Consider the following 24450-nt stretch of genomic DNA (forward strand, 5'->3'; position numbering starts at 1 on the left):
GCACGCGGGCGGCCGCCCCTGATCGCCAGGGGCGGCCGCCCGCACTCGTGTTCCCCGCTTCAGCGGGCCGCGCCTTACCGGCCCACGGCTGCGCCCCCGGCGGGCGTGGAGCCGGAGCCGGTGGCCAGAGCCTCCTTCCAGGCCCGTACGACGTCGGACACGCGCGTGTAGACGCCCGGGTTCCCCGCCTCCCCGCAGCCACTGCCCCAGGAGACGAGCCCGATCAGCCGGCCCTGCGCGATCAGCGGGCCGCCGCTGTCGCCCTGGCAGGAGTCGTGCCCGCCCTTCGCCTCCCCCGCGCACACCATCGTCTTCGCCATGTACTTGCCGTCGCGGCCGCCGGGGTAGGCGGACTCGCAGGAGCTGTCGGGCAGGACGTGCACACGGGCCGCTCTCAGGCTGTGCGGGTAGGAGCCGCCGCCCGTGGTGTCGCCCCAGCCGTAGACCAGGGCCTCCGTGCCGGGCTGGTAGGCCGGGTCGCCCGCAGGGGCCATGGCGACGACCGAGGCCTGCGGCAGGGATTCGGCGAGCGTGAGGACGGCGAAGTCCCCGGAGTTGCTCTCACTGTCGTAGGCCGGGTTCACCCAGACGCCTTTCACGGCGATCTCCCGGCCCGCGCCGGTGGAGAGGTCGGTGCGGCCCTCGACGACCTTCAGATCGCGCGCTCTGGGCGCTCCGAGCACCTCCTGCCCCATACAGTGGGCGGCGGTCAGCACGGCGGACGTGCCGACCACCACGCCTCCACAGAACTGCCCGGACCTCGTACCTCCGAACCGGTCACGGCTGGACAGCGCGACCGTCCACGGCGAGGTGGACACATCGACCGGGAACCCACCCACGACCACCCCGTCGGCGGCCGCCGGCACGGCTGTCACCAGGGGTATGGCCATCGCCGCGGTCGCCAGGACCAGCGGCCGGGTCAGCGCCCGGACCAAGGGACGACGCATGCGCGCTCCTCACTCTGAAGTGATCGATGAACACCCAGGGTGATCCAGCGCGCGCCGACGCGCACCCGCGCGCCGCACGGCAGGCCGAAGGCCCGGTTCCCCAGGGGAACCGGGCCTTCGGCGCCGGGCTGTGACGATCGACGCCGGCCGGGCGGCGTCGGTCGCCGTCTAGTCGAGGTAGTCGCGCAGCACCTGCGAGCGCGACGGGTGGCGCAGCTTCGACATGGTCTTCGACTCGATCTGGCGGATGCGCTCACGCGTGACGCCGTACACCTTGCCGATCTCGTCGAGGGTCTTCGGCTGACCGTCGGTGAGACCGAAGCGCATGGAGACGACGCCGGCCTCGCGCTCGGAGAGGGTGTCCAGGACGGAGTGCAGCTGCTCCTGGAGGAGTGTGAAGCTGACCGCGTCGGCCGGGACGACGGCCTCGGAGTCCTCGATGAGGTCACCGAACTCGCTGTCGCCGTCCTCGCCCAGCGGGGTGTGGAGCGAGATGGGCTCACGGCCGTACTTCTGGACCTCGATGACCTTCTCCGGGGTCATGTCGAGTTCCTTGGCCAGCTCCTCCGGGGTGGGCTCGCGGCCCAGGTCCTGGAGCATCTGGCGCTGCACGCGCGCGAGCTTGTTGATGACCTCGACCATGTGCACCGGGATGCGGATGGTGCGGGCCTGGTCGGCCATGGCGCGGGTGATCGCCTGACGGATCCACCACGTGGCGTACGTGGAGAACTTGTAGCCCTTGGTGTAGTCGAACTTCTCGACCGCGCGGATCAGACCGAGGTTGCCCTCCTGGATGAGGTCCAGGAAGAGCATGCCGCGGCCGGTGTAGCGCTTGGCCAGGGAGACCACCAGACGGAGGTTTGCCTCCAGGAGGTGGTTCTTGGCGCGGCGGCCGTCCTCGGCGATGATCTCCAGCTCGCGCTTGAGCTTCGGGGCGAGCTTGTCGGCGTTGGCGAGCTTGTCCTCGGCGAACAGGCCGGCCTCGATGCGCTTGGCGAGCTCGACCTCCTGCTCGGCGTTGAGCAGCGGGACCTTGCCGATCTGCTTGAGGTAGTCCTTGACCGGGTCGGCGGTGGCGCCGGCCGCGGCGACCTGCTGCGCGGGCGCGTCGTCCTCGTCCTCGTCGGAGAGGACGAAGCCGGCGTTCTCGGTGCCCTCGGGCTCGTCGCCGGCCTTGGGGGCGGCTTCCTCGAGGACCTCTTCCTCGATGAGCTCGACGTCGTCCTTCTTCGCGGCGGTCTTCTTGGCCGCCGTCTTCTTGGCGGGGGCGGCCTTCTTCGCGACCGTCTTCTTGGCGGTGGTCTTCTTGGCGGCCGCCTTCCTCACGGGGGCGGCTTCCTCGGCGGGGTCGTCCACAGCGGGCGCGGCCGGGACGGCCGGGGCTCCGGCGGTGGCCTTCCTGGTGGTCACCGTCTTCGCCGCGACCGTCTTGGTGGCGGTGCGCTTGGCCGGACTCTTCGCTGCGACGCTCTTTCGGGTGCGCTTGGGCTCCGCGGCACTGACCATCAGCGTCACACCCTCTTCCTCGAGGATCTGGTTGAGGCTGCGCAGTACGTTCTTCCACTGAGTGGCCGGAATCTGGTCAGCTTCGAAGGCCCGACGCACATCGTCGCCGGCGATCTGCCCCTCAGCCTTTCCCCGCTCAATGAGCGCCATGACAGAGACGGACTCGGCGATCTCCGGCGGGAGCGTACGGGATGTGCTGGCCGACACGAACAACCTCTCGGAACGTTGGAAAACGACTTCCGGCCCCGTCCACTGCGGACAGGAGCCGACCACCGGCCTCGGGGACGGGCCGACGGTGCGGGCGGGGGGCCGGGAAGATGCACAGCGCCTTGTACGGCGTCCGTATTCCCTCCGCGGCTGTCACCTCTTAGGTCATCGCGTTGTTTCCATGAGCGTTACGCCTAATCTTCGTGGCCCGAGTCACACCGCGTAAGCGCTCAAAAACGGTCAGACGCGGGCACTTAAGGTCACCCGCGACGTCTACCCACGCGACCGCCGTCCAACCGGCCTCTTCGCGCCGTCGGACCCCGCGGTCCCGGAGGCGGGCACTGCGGGGTCCGACGGACGGGGCGGGGCGCCGGCCGGGAAGAGGGGCCGGGAGACGACGGGAGACGAGACCCCGACCACACCGCCCGCGGGGCGGGTGCGGTCAGTGCTCGCGCGGCGCCGGCACGACTCGCTCGACCTCGGGGTGGACGGTGAGGAGCTGGCGCATGGCCACCTCGGCGCCGGTGCCGTCGCCCGCGGCGAGGGCGTCGACGATTCTGCCGTGGTGCGACAGGGACGCCTCGTTCGGCCGGTCACAGCCGGTGACCGGTCCGCCGGAGACCTGGAGGGCGGCCGACACGATTCCGGAAAGGTGCTCCAGCATGCGGTTGCCCGCGATCTGGATGAGCAGGGAGTGGAACTCGGCGTCGGCACGGGAGTAGGTGAGCGCGTCGCCCTGACTCATGGCATGCCCCATGATCTCGACCATGTCGGACAGCCGCCGCTGGACGTCCTCGCGGCCGTGCCCCGCGGCGAGGCGGGCGGCGAGCGGCTCGATCGTCCAGCGCAGCTCGGTCAGCTCGCGCCGCTGGTCGTCGCGCTGCGGACCGAAGGCCCGCCATTCGATGATGTCGGGGTCGAGGAGGTTCCAGTCGCTCACGGGACGCACGCGCGTGCCGACGTTCGGCCGGGCGCTGACCAGGCCCTTGGCCTCCAGGACACGGAGCGACTCACGGACGACGGTGCGGGACACCTCGAAACGCTGGCCGATCTCCTCCGGCACGAGCGGGCGGTCGGCGCCCAGGTCACCGGAGACGATCATCTGGCCGAGCTGCTGGACGAGTTGGCCGTGCAGCCCGCGGCCGCGGCTGCCCGCGGCACGCCGGCCCACACGGCCCAGCTCGGGGTCCGCGCCCTCCCAGACGGGAGCTCCGACGCGCTCGGTGACGGGCGGCTCGGCATAGGGGTAGCGGTCGAGTTCGCCCGGGCCGGCCAGACCGGAGTCGGCGGAGCGGGCGGCGGTCATCATGGTGTGCGCAAGGGTACTCACGGATCCTTTGTCGGCGCTGCCTCCAACTGCCTTGAGGGCTTTGGTGAAAAGCACACGAAAGGGTGATCGCTCACCCCGTCGGAATTGACGCCTTATCGGAAAGAAATGGGCTTTCTGTGGGGAAGTTGCGCACACGTCGGGATCGGGTGCGCACGGTCCGCGGTCATCGCGCGCGGCTCCGCACGGTCGTGAGCAGGTAGGCGCCGAGCAGGCAGGTCAGCGACAACGCCAGTGCGCCGCCGAAGGGTTGACCGATCACGCGGACCACCGCGGCGAGGTAGCGCTCGCCTCCGAAGGGCCACTGGAGCAGGAACACCTCGCGCATCCGCACCGAGAGCCCGGCCGCCGTCCGCACGGACACGCCGTGGACGACCTTGTGTACGACGGGTACGACGACCACCGGCACGGCCGCCACCGCGGCGAGCCCGGCCGTGGTGGAGCGGAAGACGCCGGCCGCCAGGACTCCGGCCCAGGCGCAGCCGACCACGAGCCCGATCCAGCTCACGCTCAACTGGGCCCAGTCCGCGGGAACCTGTGCGTGCTCCCGCCCGTAGAGGAGGTAGAGCACCTCGGCGTCGCAGCCCACGGTGAGGAAGGCCAGCGCCAGCGCGGTGAACGCGGCGACGGCCAGCTTCGCGGTGAGCATGCCCAGCCTGCGGGGGACGGTGCCGCGGTCGGCGGCCAGCGCGGGGTGGCGGAACTCGTCGCCGAAGGCGAGCGCCCCGAGCAGTCCCGCGCCGAGTGCGGCGGGGGGCAGCGGCAGTTCGACGGGCCAGGCGGCCAGCAGACGCGCCTGCGAGGTGTGCCCGGCGCGCGCCAGGAACACGGCGGTGACGGCGGAGAGGAGGAGAACGACGGCGCCGGTGACGAACCCCGTGCCGACGCCGGCGGCGCGGCGGAGTTCGTAGCGGAGGGGGCGAAGGGGGCTGGGGGCGGGGCGCACGGAGATGGGGGGCGGCAAGGTGACACCGCGGCCGCCGGGGTGGCGGCGGGCGGCGGTTCTCGGGGAGTGCTGCGCCGGGGGGCGGATGGCGCCGTGGGCGGAGTCGGGTGAGCGGCCGGTGCTGTCGGCGTCGGTCGTGGTGGAGGGGGTTGCGGCAGGCGTTTCGTCGGGCGACGCGCCGGATGGTCGGGTCGCCGCCGGGGCGTCGGCGGCCGGCACGGCGACCAGGGAACGGCCTGGGGCGCTCGTGGCGGCATCGGGGCGGGCGTCGGGGCTCTCGTCGGCCGGGGCGGCGGTCACGGCGGGGGCCGAGGCGCGTGCGGAAGGGGCGTCGGACGACGGGCGAGCCAGGGATTCGGCGGTTGCTGCGACCGGGGTGTCGGCGATCGGAGCGTCGGCCAGGACGCCTTCGACTGAGGCGTCGGCCGGGTCGGCGGCCGAAACGCCTGAGGCTGAGGCGTCGGTCCGGGCCGCGGACTGGGCGGCTGTGGCCGCGGCGCCGGTCGAATCGTCTGCAGGGCGGGTGCGGGCGGTCGACGGAGTCGCCGGGCGGGACGGTGCCGGCAGAAGTTCGGCGAGCTCCGGGTCGGCCGCTCCGGCTCCTGGGCCCATGTCGCCCACTTCATCCGCGAGTTGATGGACGAGAACGCCGTGCCGGAAGGCGGTGTCGCCGACGGCGGCGCAGGTGCTGCCGTACACCGACAGCCGGTTGCCGTCCTCCTGGACCACCTCGACGGAACGGTGTCCGGTGCGGGCCTCCTTGGTCAGGAGGGCGGCGAGACGGGCCGCGTGGGGGCTGCGTACGGCGACGCGTGGACGCAGCCGGGTACGGGCGAAGTCGCCCACCTCCTGGTCGGCGACGAGCCGGCCCTCGTCCAGCGTGACGACCCGGTCGGCGATGCGGATGGCCTCCTTGGGGTCGGTCGTGGTCGACAGGACCGTGCCGCCGTGGTCGGCGTGGGCGCGCAGCATGCCGTGCAGCCAACGGCTTTCGCGCTCGGAGAGCCCCTCGGCGGGCTCGTCGAGCACGAGGCTGTGCGGGTCGGCGAGGAGCGCGCAGGCGAGTCCGAGGCGGCGGTCCATGCCCCGGGAGAGGGTGCCGAGTCGTTCCTCCCGGAGGCTGACCAGCCCGACCGCTTCCAGGACTTCGTCGGCCCGCCGGGCGGGGACGCCGGCCGCCGCGCACAGCATGCGCAGATGACCGCGGACGGTGCGGCCGGGATGCCCGGGCACGTCGCCCAGCAGGACGCCGACCTCGCGTGCGGGGTGAGCGACGCGGTGCAGAGGCCGGCCTCTGAAGTAGGTGATGCCACAGCCCTGTTGGAGTTCGAGCATGAGTCTCAGCGCCGTGGTCTTCCCCGCGCCCGGCGTGCCGAGCAGAACGGTGACGCGCCCCGGGCGCGCCTCGAAGGACACGTCGTCGAGGGCGGGCGGGAGCTCCTTGCGCGGTTCGCTGGTCAGTCCGAAAGCCTGGATCACCCGTAGCAAGATAGCGCGTTATGTCCGTTTTCTTCGGTGCGACTCCCGTGTCACACCTCGGGCCGCAGCATCGGCGGATTGAGCAGGGTCGCACCGCCGGCGCGGAAGAGTTGGGCGGGGCGGCCACCCTGCCGCGTGGTGGTGCCGCCCGTCGGCACCAGGAAGCCCGGAGTGCCGGTCACCTTGCGGTGGAAGTTGCGCGGGTCCAGGGACACCCCCCACACCGCCTCGTAGACGCGGCGCAGTTCCCCGACCGTGAACTCGGGGGGGCAGAACGCCGTGGCCAGCGAGGAGTACTCGATCTTGGAGCGGGCGCGCTCCACTCCGTCCGCGAGGATCCGGGCGTGGTCGAAGGCGAGCGGCGCGACCGGTTCGCCGTCCCGGCCGTGACCGCCCTGCTGGAGCAGTTCATCGACGGGCGCCCAGCGGGCGTTGCTGGCGTCGCCGCCGGCTCTGGGAGCCGGCAGGTCGGGGGCGAGCGCGAGGTGGGCGACGCTGACGACACGCATCCGGGGGTCGCGGTCGGGGTCGCCGTAGGTGGCGAGCTGTTCCAGGTGGGCGCCGTGATCCTGGGCGGGGGCGGAGGGATCGTGCGCGTGCAGTCCGGTCTCCTCGACCAGTTCGCGTGCCGCCGCCTGGGAGAGGTCCTCGTCGGCCCGTACGAAGCCGCCGGGGAGAGCCCACCGGCCCTGGAACGGCGGCTCACCCCTGCGGACCGCCAGAGCGCACAGGGCATGGCGGCGCACGGTCAGTACGACCAGGTCCACGGTGACGGCGAAGGGCGGGAACGCTGACGGGTCGTAGGGCATGCGGCGATCATAGTCGTCTTCCTGACGATAAACAGGCCACGCTCCCCATTTGCAGTCCGTCGGGCGCTTCCTCGACGCGTGCGGTTCCGTCCGTCAGGGCGGGTGTGTCCCCGGGTGTGCTCCCGCGCTCACCCCGTGCCCTCCGGGCAGTTGTCGCGCCGCCGGGCGGCCTTGCCCAGGGGGCGTGTGCGCGGGTGTGCGGCGGGGCGCCCTGGGACGGGGCGATCCGCGCCCGGGCGTTGCGCGGCCGCACGCTCCGAGGAGGCGGGGCGGGGTCGGCGGCGTCGGCGGTCGGGCCGGGGGCCGCTCCGGGGGCCCTCCCCGTCCTCGGGGCCGTCGTCTTCCGGTGCGGTCCGCTGGGCGCGGTCCTGCCGTTCGGTGCGCAGGAAGCTCCGTACAGACTCGGGGTCGAGACCCTCGTTGCAGGCCTGGTGCAGGAGCCGGGCGAAGAGGTAGCCGGGGTCGGCGCCGAGAGCCATGGCGAGGGCCTCCCGGGCTTCGAGTTCGTCGCCGGCGGACCAGGCGACCCAGCCCGCGAGGGTGAGGGGCGCCGCCGCGTGCTCGCCGTAGGGGCCGACGCAGCGGCGGGCCAGGGCGCGCCAGAGACGCAGTGCGGGGGTCGCTTCGTCGCCCTCCATCCACTGGGCGGCACGGTCCCGGGTGGTGCGGTCCTGGAGGCCCAGAATCAGCGCGGCCGCCTCGTCGGCGGAGAGCAGCCGGTCATCCCGCCGGTCCGCTTCCAGGGCGTCCGCCACCGGAGGAGCCGCCGCCAGGCGGCGCATGATCAGTTCGGCCAGCTCGATCGTCTCGTCGGCCACGATCGCGCGATTGTCGTCCTCGACGATCCTGGGCACCATCGCCATGCTCGCGGTGTCGAGCGCGACCTCCTGCTCCAGCGCCGTGCCCGTCTCCAGCGGGAGCAGCCGGGCCCGCAGCTCGCGCAGGGTGCCCCGGACCTGGATGCCGGCGTAGGTGGCCGCGGCGGCCACCACGGACGTGCCCGGGAGGCCCATCGGGGCGCCCTCGGGTGGGCAGCAGCCCTTGCCGCCGCAGCAGTACGACCAGAATCGGCCGTCGGAGATGCACAGCGCCTCGATCACGGGGACGTCCAGGTCCCCGCACTCCTCGCGCAGCCGCTGGGCCAGCGGACGCAGCCGTTCCATGATCTCGCGCCCCGTCTCGCCGTCGCCCGGCTCCTGACAGAGGTAGGCGACCATCTGCGCGGGCCGGGTTCCGCGGCGTTCGCTGCCCCGTACGAGGCCCTGCGCCAACTGACGTGCCGCGGCCCGCCAGTCGTCCGGGTTGGGTGGGATGCCCAGGCGGGCCCGGCCACCGAACCTGCCCCGCCCGCCCCGGTCGTGCAGGGCGACCAGGACGATGCTGTCCTCGGGCCGGTATCCGAGCAGGTACGGGATGGCGTCGGCGAGTTCGGCCGGGGTGCGCAGGGTCACGTGGTGGGGTGCCAGGGTGTCCCCGTCGCCCATCGGGCCTCCGTGGAACGGGACATGGCTTCCGGTCGTTTCGCTGTGATTCGTCATGCCCAGACGATCTCGCGGATCGCGATCCTCCGCTTCGACCTGTGGATAACTCCGGTCAGGGTCACGTCACAGCGGTTCCCGCCCCTGCCCTGTGAGCGCGACGGCCTTCGGCCGGACGTTCAGCGGGCGGCGCTCCCGCTGTCGGCGGCGTCGGCGCGGGCCTGTTCGTCGATGCGCCGCTTGGCTTCCTTCCAGTCGATCGGCAGCCGTTCGACCGGCGTCTCCCAGAAGGTGAACGTCGACTCGCGCATCGTGGAGCGCAGCCCGGCCATGATGCTCCTGTGGGGTTCCGCCCGCGCGTACGCGTACAGGGCATCGCGGCCCTCCCACGCCGACAGCGTGAAGAACACTCCCTTGGTCAGCTGGGCCTCCAGCGACGCCCCGAGGACGCCGGGCGCCTTGCGGACCTGCCTCCAGGCCGACAGGGACTTGAGGAAGAAGCGCGGCACGTCCTTCAGGGACCGCACCTCGAACCGAGAGGCCATCACGAAGGCGGTGGTGTGGGGTCGGGCCGGGTTCGGCTTCACCCAGGGAAGAGTGGGCACGGTAGTCTCGCCTCCACATTTGGTGAGTGACACTATCCATATTAGAGAGTGCCACTTCCCAATGACAGGGGAAGGAACGGAAAACCTGTGCGCATCTCAGAGCTGAGTCGTCGCAGCGGTGTGCCCACCGCGACGATCAAGTACTACCTGCGAGAGGGCCTGCTGCCGCCCGGTCGCGCGACCGCCGCCACGCAGGCGGAGTACGACGAGCACCATGTGCGCAGACTGCGGCTGATCCGCGCCCTGATCGGTGTGCGGGGACTGTCCGTCAGCGCGGCCCGCCATGTGCTGGACGCCCTCTCCGGGTGCCCGACCGACATGCACTCGCTGCTCGGCCTCGTCTTCGGACTGTCGCCCACCGGGAAGCCCGGCGAGGAGAGCGTCGAGAAGAGCGCCGACGAGGACTCCACCGACTCGGGCGGCTCCGAAGCGGGCTCGCTGCTGGCCGAGTTGGGCTGGGACGTCACCGAGCACAACCCGGCCCGGCACGTCATCGACCAGACACTTGAGACGCTGCGCTCCCTGGGCGTGGACTACCACTGGCAGTCGCTCCTGCCCTACGCACGGCTCGCGGAGCAGACCGCCGTCCTCGATCTGGACCAGCTGCAGGAGCCGCTGGACCCGCTCGAGAAGGCCGAGCGCGCGGTGCTCCTGACGTTCCTCCTGGAACCCGCGCTGCTCGCACTGCGCCGGCTCGCCCAGGAAGCCGAGTCCCACACCAGGTACGCCAAGCCCGGACCGAGTGAGTGAAAGGCACTCGACCACACCCGTTGGCTTCCCATGTCACCGGCGCGGGCGTCGACGCTCAGGCCCCCTTGCGACACCGCCAAGGTCACTCCTGCGGCCGCTCAGCCCGCGGTGGCCAGGACCAGCGGCAGTACCGGTCCGCTGCCCGCCCGGCGCAGCAGGCGCGCGGCGACAGCGAGGGTCCAGCCCGAGTCCGTGCAGTCGTCGACGAGCAGCACGGGCCCGGGGGCGAGGGTCAGCGCACGCGACAGTTCCTCGGAGACGGTGAAGGCGTCGGTCAGCGCCCGTAGCCGCTGGGCGGAGTTGCTGCGCCGCGCCGCGTGCGCGCCGTCCGGCCCGACGTGGCTCAGGGTGCCCAGGAAGGGCAGGCGGCCGACCCTCGCGATGCCCTCGGCGAGGGAGCCGACGAGTTGCGGGCGGGACAGCGACGGCACGGCGACGACGCCGACCGGCCGGGCGGAGGAGTCCGGGCCTCCCGACGCCCATCCTCCCGGGGAGCGCGCCCAGTCGGCGAGGACCGCCACCGCGGCCCGCAGGACGTCGTCGGGGACCGGTCCGTCCGGCGAGTTCTCCGCCAGCAGCGGGCGCAGCCGGTTGCCCCAGCCGATGTCGGAGAGCCGGCCCAGGGCCCGCCCGGTGGAACACTGCTCGCCCGCCGGGATGCGCCCCTTGAGGTCGACGCCCAGGGCGGGCATGCCTGTGGGCCACATCCGCCGCGGCTCGACTTCCACTCCCGGACGGTCCAGCTCCTTCACCGCCCCCGTGAGCGCGTCGGCGGACACGGCGGCGTCGGCCCAGGCGCCCACGCAGGTGTCGCACCGCCCGCACGGGGCCGCGCCCTCGTCGTCCAACTGCCGGCGCAGGAACTCCATGCGGCACCCGGTCGTGCTCACGTAGTCCCGCATGGCCTGCCGCTCGGCAGCCCGCTGCTCGGCGACCCAGGCGTAGCGCTCCGTGTCGTAGACCCACGGCTCGCCGGTGGAGACCCACCCGCCCTTGACCCGCTTGACCGCGCCGTCCACGTCGAGGACCTTGAGCATGGTCTCCAGACGGGTGCGCCGCAGGTCGACCAGGGCCTCCAGGGCCGGCACGGACAGCGGCCGGCCCGCGTCGGCGAGGGCCGAGAGGGTCTGGCGGACCTGCGCCTCGGGCGGGAAGGCGGTGTCGGCGAAGTAGCGCCAGATGGCCTCGTCCTCCTTGCCCGGCAGCAGCAGCACGTCCGCGTGGGCCACACCGCGCCCCGCACGCCCCACCTGCTGGTAGTAGGCGATCGGCGAGGAGGGCGAGCCGAGGTGCACCACGAAGCCCAGGTCCGGCTTGTCGAAGCCCATCCCGAGCGCCGACGTCGCCACCAGCGCCTTGACGCGGTTCCCCAGCAGGTCCGCCTCCGCCTGCAGCCGGTCCGCGTTCTCCGTGCGTCCCGTGTACGACGCCACCCGGAAGCCGCGCTGCCGCAGGAACGCGGTGGCCTCCTCGGCCGCCGCCACCGTCAGCGCGTAGACGATTCCCGAGCCCGGCAGCTCGTCCAGGTGCTCGGCGAGCCAGGCCAGCCGGTGCGCCGCGTCCGGCAGGCGCACCACCCCGAGCCGCAGGCTCTCACGCTCCAGCGGGCCGCGCAGCACCAGGGCCTCGCCGGCGCCGGTTCCCAACTGCTCGGCCACGTCTGCCGTGACCCGCGCGTTGGCCGTCGCCGTCGTCGCCAGCACGGGCACCCCGGGGGCCAGCTCGGCGAGCATCGCGCGCAGCCGGCGGTAGTCCGGGCGGAAGTCGTGCCCCCAGTCGGAGATGCAGTGCGCCTCGTCGACGACCAGCAGACCGGTCGTCGCCGCGAGCTTGGGCAGCATGTGATCGCGGAAGTCCACGGAGTTCAGCCGCTCGGGACTCACGAGGAGCACGTCGGTCTCGCCCCGCTCGACCTCCTCGTGGATGGTGTCCCACTCCTCCGGATTGGCCGAGTTGATCGTCCGCGCCCGGATGCCGGCCCGCGCCGCCGACTCGACCTGGTTGCGCATCAGCGCCAGCAGGGGCGAGACGATCACGGTCGGCCCGCCACCGCGTCGGCGCAGCAGTGCTGTGGCGACGAAGTACACCGCGGACTTGCCCCAGCCGGTGCGCTGCACCACCAGGGCGCGCCGCCGCTCCCGCACCAGCGCGTCCACCGCCTGCCACTGGTCCTCCCGCAACCGCGCCTCCCCCGGGGAGGCGCCGACGAGCTCGGCGAGGATGGCATCGGCTTCGGCGCGCAGCTCCGTAACGTCCATGCCCCCATGCAACCCGACGCCACGGACAATCGGCCACTTCACCCGACTACCGTGCGCAACCGGCCGGGTGCTCTCACGGCTCTCCCGCACCACCTTCCAGCGTCCGGACCGGGGGAAACTCACCTCCCACACGGGGTTAACTGAGCGTGTACGGCGGGCACACGCGTCACGGCGCACCTCATTGGGTAGGGATATATGACTCGCACCGCCGCATAACGGTCGGTGGCCCCAATTGCTCGTTGCCGCATCCAAGTTCGACAGGAAGAATTGAGTTCCGCTCCCCGCACGGCTCGTCCGTGGTCCGGCAGGGCCTTGCTGCGGTGTGCGCTCCCCCCGAATCCGACCCGCCCCCTGTGTGGGCCGTAGCCGAAGGGAGGCTCGTGACCTTCGGATTCGCTCCGTCCTCGGCGGCATCATCGTCATCGTCCACGTCCACCGCTTCCGCCAACCGCTTGCTCGAGCCTGCTGAGTGGGCCGCGGCGGGGATTCCGCTGCTGCGCAACCCACGCGAGGTCGTCAGCGGGCTGCACGCGCGGCACCGGCCCCGGCCGGCCACCGCGGTCGTGGCCGTGCTCGATCCGGACGAACGGTTGCTGGCCAGCGCCTCGTTCACCCGCCGCCAGGCTCCCGCCGACGGCTGGATGTTCCGCAACGCGCTGCTTTCGCAGCTGCGCCGGGTCATCCCGCACGACCTGCGCCGCCGCACCCCGGTCCGCACCGCCGTGCTGCTCTACTGCCGTGACGGCGACGCCCGCTGGACGGAGGAGGACGGCGCGTGGATGTGGGGCCTGCGTGACGCCTGCACACTGCACGGTCTGCGCTGCGGCTCGTACATCACGCTGACCCGGGACGGCTGGCAGGTCCTCGGCGAGGGCCGCGGCGGCCGCCGCCCCAACGCGGACTCCTCTCCGGAGCCCTTCGCCCTGTCCGAGGCGCCGCCTCCGCTGCCCCGCACAGGCGGCGCCGCCTCGGAGGTCCTGCGCCGCGCCGCGGCCCGCTGAGCGCAGACGCCGGCGCGGTCCGGACGCGACACGGGCGCCCCGCCCTCGTACCAAGCAGCGACCCGCACCCGGAAGGCCGACCGTTGTCACGGCCACCTTCCGGGCAGAGGGAACGGCTTGTGCAGGCAGGATCGCCTTGCGGCGGGACGCAGACCCGTTGCCCACGCCCGGCGCTCACCGTCGCACGGCGCTGCTCACGGCAACCCCGCACGATCCACCGCCGACCCGGCGGACCGGACGGAGCCACCGTGATCGGCTACGCGGCTGCCCGAGTCGCCCTCGACCGGACGCCGCGCCCCGTCCACCGGCTGAGACATGATCCCCCGTCAACCGGGCGCGTCCGGTGGCGCCTTGGAGGCAGCCGCGACCGCGACGCCTCCTCCGCCCCGCTTGCGCACCCCGGTGTTCACGCCCGGCGTGGCCGCAACCGGTTCGCCTCAGACGCCCGCGCCCAGCACGGCGTTGATCTGCTGCGGGTCGCCGCAGACGATCAGCAGCGTGCCGGCCCGCTTGTGGGCGAGGGGCAGAGCGGTGGCGGCCACCGCGTCGGGTCCGCCGTTGACGGCGACCACGACGACGGGCCGTACGGCTGCGCGGTCCACGGCGGCGGCAGCGGCGTAGAAGACGTCGTCTCCCGCGTCCTGCTGCGCCCAGTAGGACGCCTCGCCGAAGCTCAGCTCGTGGGCCGCCCAGGGGTGCTGCTCGCCGGTGGTGAGCACGAGCACCTCACCCGGGGCCCGCCCCGAGTCCAGGAGCAGGTCCACGGCCTCCTCGGCGGCGTCCAGTGCACCTTCGGCCGAGGCCGGGATGAGCTGGATCTGAGGAGTCGCCGGAGCGGCCGGCGGAGCGGCGTGGGCGGCCGGGGCCGAGGGCCCGGGCTTGACGGCGTCACGCTGTGCGCGCTGCGCGGGCGGCGTGGGCCGGACGGGACCAGGACGTCCCGGACGCGACGGAGCCGCGGGACGGGGACCAGGTACGGGTCGAGGGGTCGGCGCGGTGCGGCCGCTGGCCGGAGTGGCGCGGGGACCCTGGGCACTCTCGTGAATCTGAGGCTCCTCGGGAATGAGAGGCATGGGCTGTTGTCTATCAAACGTTGGTGCGGCTCGCGCCAGCAGGTGGCACATCAGTGCGAGCGGAATCGTCAGAAGTCGAAGCCGAGCTGACCCTCGATCTCCGGAACGCTTCCGTCCGCCCAGCTGCGGGTCTTCTTGAGGTGCCGCCACTGGGGCAGCGCATCAAGATACGCCCACGACAACCGGTGGTACGGGGTGGGTCCCCGTTCCGCCAGTGCGGCCTTGTGCACGGGTGACGGATACCCGGCATTGTCCGCAAAGCCGAAGTCTGCATGGTCGATGCCCAGTTCGGCCATCATTTTGTCGCGCCGAACCTTGGCGATCACCGATGCCGCCGCGACCGCGACGCACGACCGGTCCCCCTTGATGACGGTGCGGACCTTCCACGGAGTGCCGAGGTAGTCGTGCTTCCCGTCGAGGATCACCGCGTCGGGGCGTATCGGCAGAGCGTCCAGTGCGCGCACCGCGGCGAGCCGCAGCGCGGCCGTCATCCCGAGGTCGTCTATCTCCCCCGGAGAGGCGTGACCCAGGGCGTAGGACGTGACCCACTCCTCCAAGGCCACGACGAGCTCGTTGCGGCGCTTGACGGAGAGGAGCTTGGAGTCGGTGAGGCCGACGGGCGGCCGGCGCAGTCCGGTGACCGCCGCGCAGACGGTGACGGGTCCGGCCCAGGCGCCTCGACCCACCTCGTCGACACCGGCAATGACCTTCGCTCCGGTCGTGGCGCGAAGGGAGCGCTCGACGGTGTGAGTGGGTGGTTCGTACGGCATGGCGACCTTAGGGTACGCCGCCGGGATCCCCTCGCGACACCCCGGTTTCCCCACACGCGCGTGGAAGGCGGCGGGAGCCCTCCACAAACCACCCCAACTCCCCTCCAGGGCATCACAGTTGCCCAGCCGATCACACCCCGGCCACCGCCCTCGGCCCGCCCATCGACGGGACGCCGGGGAGGCAGTCGCCCGGCCTTTCCCGCGGCGATCGCCCCGACGGCGGGGCGAGTTGGCGGACCCGCCGCCGACCGCCCGCGCTCCACGAAGATCTGACCGCTTACCCGACGCCACCGCCCCCAGTCCCCGAACAGAACGAACACCACCGCACCCCACAGCGCCCGCAACAACGACACCGACCGCATGACCATTCCCCGACGCTCCGCATCACTTCTCACCGCTTCGGACATCACCGCCGGTGCGGCACTCGCAGCGCGCGCAGCGGATACTCGAAGAACGGATACCGATCACGCAGAGTTCCCATTGAACACGGAGAGTTGTCGCCTATCCGGTCCGAGGCGTCCATCCGGGCAGTTGCTCCACCTGTTCCACCCAAGCGCCGGGAGGGGCCCCGGCCTTGTCCGACGCCAGCACACCGCCCACGATGGCGCAGGTCGTGTCCACGTCCCCGCCCACCTGGGCAGTCGTCCAGAACCCGTTCTCGTAGTCGCCGAGAGCCCGGGCGGCGGACCACAGCGCGAAGGGCACGGTGTCGTGCGCCGTCGTGCGCCGGCCGCAGCCCAGAACGGCCGCCACGGTGCTCGCGTCGCCGTAGTCGAGCATGTCGCGGGCTCGCCGCAGACCGGCGCCGACGGCGCTCTTGGGGACGAGGGCGATGACGCCGTCGAGGAGGGCCTCCGGAGCGGGCGGACCGCCCGGAGCGCCGACCAGCGCGGCCGCCGCGGCGACCGCCATGGCCCCGACCACGGCCTCCCGGTGCTGGTGCGTGGGGTAGGCGGAGATCTCCGCCTGGTGGGTGGCCTGTTCGGGATCGTCGGCGTACCAGGCGCCCAGCGGGGCGATCCGCATGGCGGCGCCGTTGCCCCAGGAACCCTGTCCGTTGAAGAGGGCGGCGGACAGCTCACGCCAGTCGCCGCCCTCCCGGACCAGCCTGAGGAGCCGGTTGACGGCGGGGCCGTAGCCGCGGTCGAAGTCGTGGTGCTCGGCGAACGAGCGGGCCAGCGCGTCTTGGTCGATGCGGTGGTGGGCGGCCAGCACGGCGACCACGGAACAGGCCATCTCCGTGTCGTCCGTCCACTGCCAGGGGCCCGGCGGCGGTTCCCGGCGCTTGAGCAGCGGATAGTTCACCGGCACGAAGAACTGCGAGCCCAGTGCGTCCCCCACCGCGAGCCCACACAGGGAAGCCAGAGCGCGCTCCAGGCGCCCCTCATAAGAGAAGTCAACGGTCATCGCTCTGCCACTCTAATTCGTCACCGCAAAATCGTCACCGAGGAATCCGGCACCACAGCGCAGCTCCACCGATCCCGGCCCTGCCCCTCAGCCCAGGTCAGCGCAGGCCGAAACGCCACCGGAAGCGCCGCTTCGCGGGGGTCCGCGACTGCGGCGACATGTCGAGCCCGAGGGCCGCCCCGTACCCGACGACGCTGTCCTCGGGACCGTTCTCGAATCGCTTCATCAAGCGTTGCACCGGCCATATGACGGCCCCTTCAGGCAGCCGAAGCCTTACGTTGATCTCGCCTTCCGGATCGCCGTCGTCCGCCTCCCAGCTTCCGCCAAGGGCGCGCCGCACAGTCTCACCCACGTAGCAGCCCAGGGCGAACAGTCGGGACCCCAGGCCGGTGGCGAGGAGCCCGCCCTCGACCGCCGTTCCCGCGTCGCTGTGGTCGATCATGAACTGTTCGACGTCGCGCAGACTGGCCGGCGAGAAGTCGGCGCGGTAGCCCGAACTCTTGAGCGCTCGCGCGACCCATCGCGCGCTCGCGTCCACATCCTCAAGCAGAGCGTTCACCGGTGCCGTCCTCGCGCCAAGCAGGGCCGTCAGAAGGGGCCGGGGTGCGGCCCATGGGAGCGACTATCCGGAGATCCCGTACGGCTCCGGGTCTCGCCAGCGGGCGAAAGGGCGGTTCAGGGTGTATTTGCCGTCGTCTCCGAGAACGAGCATCCGCATCTCGGCGTTCCCGGGGTTCGACAGTGACTCGAATTCGGCGACGGTCCAGTGGAACCAGCGCATGCAGAACAGGCGCATGGCGAGGCCATGGGTCACGATCAGGACGTTCGGCGGGTGGTCGGGGTCCTCGAAGCTGCGGAACAGGCTCTCCAGGAAGCCGCCGACCCGGTCGTACACGTCGGCCCCGCTCTCCCCCTGCGCGAACCGGTAGAAGAAGTGCCCGTAGGCGTCGCGATAAGCCTTCTGCAGACGGACGTCGTCGCGGTCCTGCCAGTTGCCCCAGTCCTGCTCCCGCAGCCGGGGCTCCTCACGCACCCGTATGCGGTCCGGGTCGAGGTGGAAGGCCTTGAGGGTCTCGTGCGTGCGTCTGTAGGGCGACACGTACACGCTGACGCGCTCGCGGCCGAACAGTTCCCGCAGGGTCTCGCCCGTCTTCTCCGCCTGCCGCACACCCCGTTCGGTCAGGGCCAGAGCGTGGTCGGGTTCACGCTCGTACACGCTGTCATCAACATTGCCCGTTGACTCCCCGTGCCGGACAAGGACGATGCGCCGTGGTCGTGCCATGCCAAAACCCTAGATCGGATGGCGGCCGATCGAGCACTTGTAAGCCCTTCATACAGCGTAGGTCACACGAAGTCTGCACCGTGTGACATCGCTGAACGCTCGCGTGGGCGGCCGGCGATCAGACCGTCCAGGCCGGTTCGAGCCGCACGATGTCGCCGGTGAGCGAGGAGATGTCCGCCTCTGTCTGGGCCCGCAGCGCGAGTCGCTCGATGCGTTCGGTCCGGTACTTGCCGTGCTCGGCCTCGGAGCGCCACATCGACAGCACCAGGAACTCGTGTCCCGGCGCCTCCGCGAACAACCCGCGGATCATGCCCGGCGAACCGGCCATCGCCGGGTTCCACACCTTCTCCTGCATCAGCGTGAAGTGCTCGGCGCGCTCCTCGCGCACCCTGCACAGAGCGACCCGGAGCAGGTCGGAGTCGGTGAAGCGGGGCTCGAAGCCCGTCTTCACGTCGAAGCGGTAGTCGAAGAGCCGCACCTGGGCGTCCTTGAAGGTGCCTGCCTGGGCCGTCGCGAGCCGGTCGTGGGAGCGCGCCATGAAGGAGTCGTAGAAGGCGCGGCTCTCCCAGAAGGCGAAGACGTGCGCGACCGAGGGCCGCGCCCTGCTCCAGCCGCCGCCCTGCCCCCGGAACCCCGGCTCGCCCAGAAGCCCCGCCCATTTCCGCTGCCCCCGTTCGAAACCGCGGCGGTCCACCACGGTGCAGCGAATCCACTTGACCAGCACCGCGCCATGGTAAGGCCCCAGGACGTGGCGTCGGTCACGTTCGGATGGGAAGCGGCCGTGCGGGCGCTCGCACGCGCGTGGCAGGATGGACAACCGGCCCTGGTGATCAGGGAGTTCAGGGCGGCACACCCGCGACGGGGAGGGAAGTGACGGTGAACGGCCTCAACAAGGCGATCGGCAAGGTCGAGACGGCGGTGAAGTGGGACCCGAGTCCGGCGGGGGAGCCACCCACCGACCTGGATCTCGTCGCCGCGACCTACCTGAGCGAGGACCCTGAGGCGGAGCCCGCCTACGTGGTGCACTTCGACAGCCGCTCCCCCGACGGCACCATCTTCCTCAACCGGGACAGCAGGGACGGCAAGGGCTTCGGCTGGGACGAGGTCATGACGCTGGAGCTGGACCGGCTCGACGCGCGGTACGTGCGCGTGGTGGTCGGCGTGGTCATCCAGCAGCGCCCCGCGCACCGCACCTTCGTCAGCGTGATCAACCCCGCCGTGCGCATCCGTGAGGGTTACACGGACCTGGCGACGGACGACTTCGGCGGCGTCCTCGGTTCGACGGCCGCGACGATCGCGGAGTTCGTACGCGTGCCCCCCGTCGGTTGGACGTTCCGCCCCGGAGTCCGGGGCTACGAGGACGACCCGACGGACTTCAGCCGCATCATGGGCCGTACGCGACGCGCCTGAGCCCGCGCCACCTCACTACCTGAACCGCGCGAGGGCGGTGGAGCCGTACATCGGCTCCACCGCCCTCCGCCAGGTCACTCACCCCTGGCCGGCGTGCCCGTGATCAGCTGCAGCCGCTGGTCGAGCCGCAGCCCTCGCAGATGTAGCAGGAACCGGCGCGCTGCATCTTCGTGCCGCAGGAGAAGCACAGCGGGGCGTCGGCCTGGATGCCCAGCTGCATCTCCACCAGCTCGGCGCTGGTGTGGGCCTGCGTCGGGGCGGGCTTGGCCGCCTCGGACTCGGCCTTGGGCGTGGCGACGGCCTTCAGGTCCGTCTGGCGCGGAGCCGACTGGGCCAGACCCTCGACGTCGACGTCCTCCTCGGCCGGCTCGTACGAACCGGTCTCCAGGTGACGCTGACGCTCCTCGGCGGAGTGGATGCCGAGCGCGGAGCGCGTCTCGAAGGGCAGGAAGTCGAGCGCCAGACGGCGGAAGATGTAGTCGACGATCGACTGGGCCATCCGCACGTCCGGGTCGTCCGTCATGCCGGCCGGCTCGAAGCGCATGTTGGTGAACTTCGAGACGTACGTCTCCAGCGGCACACCGTACTGGAGGCCGACGGACACCGCGATGGAGAAGGCGTCCATCATGCCCGCGAGAGTCGAGCCCTGCTTGGACATCTTCAGGAAGACCTCGCCGAGACCGTCGTCCGGGTAGGAGTTGGCGGTCATGTAGCCCTCGGCGCCGCCGACCGTGAAGGAGGTGGTGATGCCGGGACGGCCCTTGGGGAGGCGCTTGCGGACCGGGCGGTACTCGACCACCTTCTCGACCGCGGTGCGGATCGCGTCCTCGGCCTTCTCCGTGATCTCGGCCTTCTCCTTCTCCTTGGTCTTCGCGGAGAGGGGCTGGCCGACCTTGCAGTTGTCGCGGTAGATCGCGAGCGCCTTGACGCCGAGCTTCCAGGCCTCGAAGTAGATCTCCTCGACCTCCTCGACGGTCGCCGACTCCGGCATGTTGACCGTCTTGGAGATGGCGCCGGAGATCCAGGGCTGGATCGCGGCCATCATGCGCACGTGGCCCATCGGGGAGATGGCACGCTCGCCCATGGCGCAGTCGAACACCTCGTAGTGCTCCGGCTTGAGGCCCGGGGCGTCGATCACATTGCCGTGGTCGGCGATGTGGGCGACGATCGCCTCGATCTGCTCCTCCTGGTAGCCCAGGCGGCGCAGGGCCTGCGGGACGGTGCCGTTGACGATCTGCATCGAGCCGCCGCCGACCAGCTTCTTGAACTTGACCAGGGCGAGGTCGGGCTCGACGCCGGTGGTGTCGCAGGACATCGCCAGACCGATGGTGCCGGTCGGGGCGAGCACGGACGCCTGGGAGTTGCGGAAGCCGTTCTTCTCGCCGAGGCGCAGCACGTCCTGCCAGGCCTCGGTGGCGGCCGCCCACACCGGGCTGTCGAGGTCGTCCATGCGGGTGGCGGCGCCGTTGGCGTCGGCGTGCTGCTTCATGACGCGCTTGTGGGCGTCGGCGTTGCGGGCGTAGCCGTCGTAGGGGCCGACGACCGAGGCGAGTTCGGCGGAGCGCCGGTACGACGTGCCGGTCATCAGGGAGGTGATGGCGCCGGCGAGGGCGCGGCCGCCGTCGGAGTCGTAGGCGTGGCCGGTCGCCATCAGCAGGGCGCCGAGGTTGGCGTAGCCGATGCCCAGCTGGCGGTACGCGCGGGTGTTCTCGCCGATCTTCTGGGTGGGGAAGTCCGCGAAGCAGATGGAGATGTCCATCGCGGTGATGACGAGCTCGACGACCTTCTGGAAGCGCTCCGCCTCGAAGGACTGGTTGCCCTTGCCGTCGTCCTTGAGGAACTTCATCAGGTTCAGCGAGGCGAGGTTGCAGGACGTGTTGTCCAGGTGCATGTACTCGCTGCAGGGGTTCGAGCCGTTGATGCGGCCGGACTCCGGGCAGGTGTGCCAGTGGTTGATCGTGTCGTCGTACTGGATGCCGGGGTCGGCGCAGGCCCACGCGGCGTCGGCCATCTTGCGGAAGAGCGACTTGGCGTCGACCTCCTCGATGACCTCGCCGGTCATGCGGGACGTCAGGCCGAACTTGCCGCCCTGCTCGACGGCCTTCATGAACGTGTCGTTCACGCGGACCGAGTTGTTGGCGTTCTGGTACTGGACGGACGTGATGTCGTCCCCGCCCAGGTCCATGTCGAAGCCCGCGTCGCGCAGTGCGCGGATCTTCTCCTCTTCCTTCACCTTGGTCTGGATGAAGTCCTCGATGTCGGGGTGGTCGACGTCGAGGATGACCATCTTGGCGGCACGGCGGGTGGCGCCGCCCGACTTGATGGTGCCGGCGGAGGCGTCGGCACCGCGCATGAAGGAGACCGGGCCGGAGGCGTTGCCGCCGGAGGAGAGCAGTTCCTTGGAGGAACGGATCCGGGACAGGTTCAGGCCGGCGCCGGAGCCGCCCTTGAAGATCATGCCCTCTTCCTTGTACCAGTCGAGGATCGACTCCATGGAGTCGTCGACGGCCAGGATGAAGCAGGCGGAGACCTGCTGGGGCTGCGGGGTGCCGACGTTGAACCAGACGGGGCTGTTGAAGCTGAAGATCTGGTGCAGGAGGGCGTAGGCCAGCTCGTGTTCGAAGATCTCGGCGTCGGCGGGCGAGGCGAAGTAGCTGTAGTCCTCGCCGGCCTTCCGGTACGTCTTCACGATCCGGTCGATCAGCTGCTTGAGGCTGACCTCGCGCTGCGGGGTGCCGACGGCGCCCCGGAAGTACTTGCTGGTGACGATGTTGACCGCGTTCACCGACCAGAAGTCGGGGAACTCGACGCCACGCTGCTCGAAGTTGACCGAGCCGTCGCGCCAGTTGGTCATGACGACGTCACGACGCTCCCACGCGACCTCGTCGTACGGGTGTACGCCGGGCGTGGTGTGGATGCGCTCGATACGCAGCCCCTTGGTGGCCTTGGCGCCCTTCGCTCGGGAACCTCGTGCCGGACCGCTCGCCGTCTCTGTCATGCCGCCTCCCTGTACAGGCAAAAACGCCCTGAAATGCCACGATGTTCCCGTGGCACGGTGTTGTGTCTGTGATGTCGCGGGCGCCCTCGCCTGTCGCCCGTGACACGTCTTCGTCCGCCGCCGCCCGGCCGGCCCGGGGTGTCCGCCCGGTTCCGGCCCGTCGGTCAGTCGGCGGCGTGCGCGGGCTCGGGGACCTGGACGGTCCCTCCGGGTCCCGCGTCGTCTTCCCGGCTCCCCGTGACAGCGCCCTTGTCGTCCGCACGGTCGTCGTCGTCCGCGGCGGCGCGCCCCGTCTGCCTGAGTTCCGTGATCGCGGTCTCGAAGTCCTCGAGCGAGTCGAAGGCCCGGTAGACCGAGGCGAACCGCAGATAGGCGACGAGATCGAGTTCCTGCAGCGGACCGAGTATGGCCAGGCCCACGTCGTGGGTGGTCAGCTCGGCGCTTCCGGTGGCCCGCACCGCCTCCTCGACCCGCTGCCCGAGCTGGGCGAGCGCGTCCTCGGTGACCGGCCGTCCCTGGCATGCCTTGCGGACGCCGTTGATGACCTTGGTGCGGCTGAACGGCTCGGTGACTCCGGACCGCTTGACCACCATGAGCGAACACGTCTCCACGGTCGTGAAACGACGGGAGCAGTCCGGGCACTGGCGGCGCCTGCGGATCGACGTGCCGTCGTCGGTCGTACGACTGTCGACGACGCGGCTGTCGGGGTGCCTGCAGAAGGGGCAGTGCATGGAACTCCAACCCTCCTCACAGCAGACTCAATAGCCTCGCCGGGCCTCAGGAGCCCCGCGAAGCAGCTCCAGCATAGGCGATCCGCGACCATCCGAAGACCCGGGGGACCACAACACTTGGGCTGCTGCCGCAATCCAACCACTACATATGGGGCTTGGCCCATACGACCAGGCAGTAGCGCGTGTCGCAGGCACACGGTCTCACCGCACGCGTTCTCGCTGTCACGCGCAGCACCCGGCGACGCACAGGCACGCGCACGCGTACACGTGCACGCCCGTGTCGCGGGCGCGCTTGCGGGGATAGCGTGAGCGCCACAAGGGGGAGAGGTGGGACTCTCGGGCAGAGCCAGGCCTGATCCCCGGCCCGAGGAAGGACCGATGGCAGACTGAAGCGACACCCCCGAGGAGATGTCGTCGGCCCGGCGGTGAAGAGTACAACGGCGAGCGCGCTCAGACCTGCCGGGAAGCACGTCAGCTATACACCCAGACACATGATCAAGTCAGACAGTCCACACTTTTTCACTCGAACGTGTGTTTGGCGCAACCTTTCGAAAGCAACTACCGTTGTCCAGCAGGGAGACAACCGAGAGGGGCCGACGTGACCACCACCGCAGACAGTGCCACCATCACTGCCCAGGACCGCTCCCAGGGCCGAATCGATCCGGTGCACGCGATGAACGAAGCCACGAATCCCGAGGGGCACAAGCGCTCCCTGCCGGGCCGACCTCCAGGCATCCGGGCGGACAGCTCGGGGCTCACCGACCGGCAGCGCCGGGTGATCGAGGTCATCAGGGATTCCGTGCAGCGGCGCGGATACCCGCCGTCCATGCGGGAGATCGGCCAGGCGGTCGGACTGTCCAGCACGTCGTCGGTCGCACACCAGCTGATGGCGCTGGAGCGCAAGGGTTTCCTGCGCCGCGACCCGCACCGCCCCCGCGCGTACGAGGTGCGCGGCTCGGACCAGGCGGCCTCCGTCCAGCCCACCGACACCGCAGGCAAGCCGGCCGCTTCCTACGTCCCGCTGGTCGGACGGATCGCGGCCGGCGGCCCGATCCTCGCCGAGGAGTCCGTCGAGGACGTCTTCCCGCTGCCCCGGCAGCTCGTCGGCGACGGTGAGCTCTTCGTCCTGAAGGTCGTGGGCGACTCCATGATCGAGGCCGCGATCTGCGACGGCGACTGGGTCACCGTCCGCCGCCAGCCGGTCGCGGAGAACGGTGACATCGTGGCCGCCATGCTCGACGGCGAGGCGACCGTCAAACGCTTCAAGCGCGAGGACGGCCATGTGTGGCTGCTCCCGCACAACGCGTCCTACGAGCCCATCCCCGGCGACGACGCGACCATCCTCGGCAAGGTGGTGGCCGTACTGCGCCGCGTCTGAGACGGCGGCGGACGGACCTCCTCGATCCGCCTCCCTGACTGGGCCCCGGAATCCCTGCGCCGATTCCGGGGCCCTGTGCCGTTCGGGG

At 71.2% G+C, this 24450-nt stretch carries 20 protein-coding genes; 4 read left to right on the forward strand and 16 right to left on the reverse strand.

The genetic code is table 11. The annotated features are described in order from the left end of the window. Nucleotides 1-74 precede the first annotated feature (74 nt). The 7 genes from EV567_RS09505 to EV567_RS09535 form a co-directional block, all read right to left on the reverse strand. Nucleotides 75-947, reverse strand: a complete 873-nt coding sequence (locus EV567_RS09505) for a trypsin-like serine protease (RefSeq protein ID WP_130438210.1) — start codon at nt 945-947, stop codon at nt 75-77. Between the two features lie 168 nt (nt 948-1115). Then, nucleotides 1116-2660: an RNA polymerase sigma factor gene (locus EV567_RS09510; protein WP_130438211.1), complete on the reverse strand. Its 1545-nt coding sequence runs from the start codon at nt 2658-2660 to the stop codon at nt 1116-1118. A 442-nt stretch (nt 2661-3102) separates the two neighbouring features. Further along, a complete protein-coding gene (locus tag EV567_RS09515; protein WP_130438212.1) occupies nt 3103-3990 on the reverse strand; it encodes a FadR/GntR family transcriptional regulator in 888 nt (295 codons plus the stop codon). 163 nt (nt 3991-4153) lie between these two features. Then, on the reverse strand, nt 4154-6412 hold the full coding sequence (locus tag EV567_RS09520; RefSeq protein WP_130438213.1) for an ATP-binding cassette domain-containing protein: 2259 nt from the start codon (nt 6410-6412) through the stop codon (nt 4154-4156). Between the two features lie 50 nt (nt 6413-6462). Beyond that, nucleotides 6463-7221, reverse strand: a complete 759-nt coding sequence (locus tag EV567_RS09525) for an NUDIX domain-containing protein (RefSeq protein ID WP_130438214.1) — start codon at nt 7219-7221, stop codon at nt 6463-6465. 128 nt (nt 7222-7349) lie between these two features. Then, nucleotides 7350-8759 (reverse strand): DUF4192 domain-containing protein, encoded by a 1410-nt coding sequence (locus EV567_RS09530; RefSeq protein ID WP_130438215.1) that lies wholly within the window; start codon nt 8757-8759, stop codon nt 7350-7352. 119 nt (nt 8760-8878) lie between these two features. Continuing rightward, nucleotides 8879-9304: a DUF3291 domain-containing protein gene (locus tag EV567_RS09535; protein WP_130438216.1), complete on the reverse strand. Its 426-nt coding sequence runs from the start codon at nt 9302-9304 to the stop codon at nt 8879-8881. Nucleotides 9305-9391: 87 nt separating this feature from the next. On the opposite strand from EV567_RS09535, the gene EV567_RS09540 reads away from it, so the two are divergent. Beyond that, a complete protein-coding gene (locus tag EV567_RS09540; protein ID WP_130438217.1) occupies nt 9392-10054 on the forward strand; it encodes a MerR family transcriptional regulator in 663 nt (220 codons plus the stop codon). Nucleotides 10055-10152: 98 nt separating this feature from the next. Here EV567_RS09540 and EV567_RS09545 read toward each other — a convergent pair whose 3' ends face one another. After that, on the reverse strand, nt 10153-12312 hold the full coding sequence (locus EV567_RS09545) for a RecQ family ATP-dependent DNA helicase (RefSeq protein WP_130438218.1): 2160 nt from the start codon (nt 12310-12312) through the stop codon (nt 10153-10155). 380 nt (nt 12313-12692) lie between these two features. Here EV567_RS09545 and EV567_RS09550 point away from each other — a divergent pair, with 380 nt between their 5' ends. Beyond that, nucleotides 12693-13313 (forward strand): hypothetical protein, encoded by a 621-nt coding sequence (locus tag EV567_RS09550; protein WP_130438219.1) that lies wholly within the window; start codon nt 12693-12695, stop codon nt 13311-13313. 437 nt (nt 13314-13750) lie between these two features. Here EV567_RS09550 and EV567_RS09555 read toward each other — a convergent pair whose 3' ends face one another. The 6 genes from EV567_RS09555 to EV567_RS09580 all read right to left on the reverse strand — a co-directional run bounded on the left by EV567_RS09555 (nt 13751) and on the right by EV567_RS09580 (nt 18569). After that, nucleotides 13751-14386, reverse strand: coding sequence for a hypothetical protein (locus EV567_RS09555; RefSeq protein WP_130438220.1), 636 nt, complete (start codon nt 14384-14386; stop codon nt 13751-13753). Between the two features lie 68 nt (nt 14387-14454). Then, the gene (locus tag EV567_RS09560; RefSeq protein ID WP_130438221.1) at nt 14455-15156 is read right to left on the reverse strand and encodes a ribonuclease HII; all 702 of its coding nucleotides are present in this window, start codon (nt 15154-15156) and stop codon (nt 14455-14457) included. A 501-nt stretch (nt 15157-15657) separates the two neighbouring features. Further along, nucleotides 15658-16563: an ADP-ribosylglycohydrolase family protein gene (locus tag EV567_RS09565; RefSeq protein WP_130438222.1), complete on the reverse strand. Its 906-nt coding sequence runs from the start codon at nt 16561-16563 to the stop codon at nt 15658-15660. 97 nt (nt 16564-16660) lie between these two features. After that, nucleotides 16661-17122 carry a hypothetical protein gene (locus EV567_RS09570; protein ID WP_130438223.1) on the reverse strand — a complete coding sequence of 154 codons (462 nt, stop codon included), beginning with the start codon at nt 17120-17122 and terminating at the stop codon, nt 16661-16663. 63 nt (nt 17123-17185) lie between these two features. Next, nucleotides 17186-17845 carry a histidine phosphatase family protein gene (locus EV567_RS09575; protein ID WP_130438224.1) on the reverse strand — a complete coding sequence of 220 codons (660 nt, stop codon included), beginning with the start codon at nt 17843-17845 and terminating at the stop codon, nt 17186-17188. A 118-nt stretch (nt 17846-17963) separates the two neighbouring features. Continuing rightward, nucleotides 17964-18569 carry a YdbC family protein gene (locus EV567_RS09580; RefSeq protein ID WP_130438225.1) on the reverse strand — a complete coding sequence of 202 codons (606 nt, stop codon included), beginning with the start codon at nt 18567-18569 and terminating at the stop codon, nt 17964-17966. Between the two features lie 77 nt (nt 18570-18646). On the opposite strand from EV567_RS09580, the gene EV567_RS09585 reads away from it, so the two are divergent. Then, nucleotides 18647-19255 carry a TerD family protein gene (locus EV567_RS09585; RefSeq protein WP_278044743.1) on the forward strand — a complete coding sequence of 203 codons (609 nt, stop codon included), beginning with the start codon at nt 18647-18649 and terminating at the stop codon, nt 19253-19255. 103 nt (nt 19256-19358) lie between these two features. On the opposite strand, the gene EV567_RS09590 is transcribed toward EV567_RS09585, so the two are convergent. Then, nucleotides 19359-22253, reverse strand: coding sequence for a vitamin B12-dependent ribonucleotide reductase (locus EV567_RS09590; RefSeq protein ID WP_130438227.1), 2895 nt, complete (start codon nt 22251-22253; stop codon nt 19359-19361). Nucleotides 22254-22417: 164 nt separating this feature from the next. After that, complete coding sequence (gene nrdR / locus EV567_RS09595; RefSeq protein ID WP_130438228.1) at nt 22418-22984, reverse strand: transcriptional regulator NrdR; 567 nt, start codon at nt 22982-22984, stop codon at nt 22418-22420. Between the two features lie 598 nt (nt 22985-23582). Here nrdR and lexA point away from each other — a divergent pair. Beyond that, nucleotides 23583-24362, forward strand: a complete 780-nt coding sequence (lexA, locus tag EV567_RS09600; RefSeq protein WP_130438229.1) for a transcriptional repressor LexA — start codon at nt 23583-23585, stop codon at nt 24360-24362. Nucleotides 24363-24450 lie beyond the last annotated feature (88 nt).

Source organism: Streptomyces sp. BK239 (assembly GCF_004217285.1).
Taxonomy (GTDB): domain Bacteria; phylum Actinomycetota; class Actinomycetes; order Streptomycetales; family Streptomycetaceae; genus Streptomyces.

What these genes read in the sequence shown, in the direction of transcription:
- nrdR (WP_130438228.1), bottom strand. Translation starts at nt 22,984, where the DNA reads ATGCACTGCCCCTTCTGCAGGCACCCCGACAGCCGCGTCGTCGACAGT.
- EV567_RS09505 (WP_130438210.1), bottom strand. Translation starts at nt 947, where the DNA reads ATGCGTCGTCCCTTGGTCCGGGCGCTGACCCGGCCGCTGGTCCTGGCG.
- EV567_RS09575 (WP_130438224.1), bottom strand. Translation starts at nt 17,845, where the DNA reads ATGGCACGACCACGGCGCATCGTCCTTGTCCGGCACGGGGAGTCAACG.
- EV567_RS09530 (WP_130438215.1), bottom strand. Translation starts at nt 8,759, where the DNA reads ATGACGAATCACAGCGAAACGACCGGAAGCCATGTCCCGTTCCACGGA.
- EV567_RS09560 (WP_130438221.1), bottom strand. Translation starts at nt 15,156, where the DNA reads ATGCCGTACGAACCACCCACTCACACCGTCGAGCGCTCCCTTCGCGCC.
- EV567_RS09545 (WP_130438218.1), bottom strand. Translation starts at nt 12,312, where the DNA reads ATGGACGTTACGGAGCTGCGCGCCGAAGCCGATGCCATCCTCGCCGAG.
- EV567_RS09525 (WP_130438214.1), bottom strand. Translation starts at nt 7,221, where the DNA reads ATGCCCTACGACCCGTCAGCGTTCCCGCCCTTCGCCGTCACCGTGGAC.
- EV567_RS09590 (WP_130438227.1), bottom strand. Translation starts at nt 22,253, where the DNA reads ATGACAGAGACGGCGAGCGGTCCGGCACGAGGTTCCCGAGCGAAGGGC.
- EV567_RS09555 (WP_130438220.1), bottom strand. Translation starts at nt 14,386, where the DNA reads ATGCCTCTCATTCCCGAGGAGCCTCAGATTCACGAGAGTGCCCAGGGT.
- EV567_RS09565 (WP_130438222.1), bottom strand. Translation starts at nt 16,563, where the DNA reads ATGACCGTTGACTTCTCTTATGAGGGGCGCCTGGAGCGCGCTCTGGCT.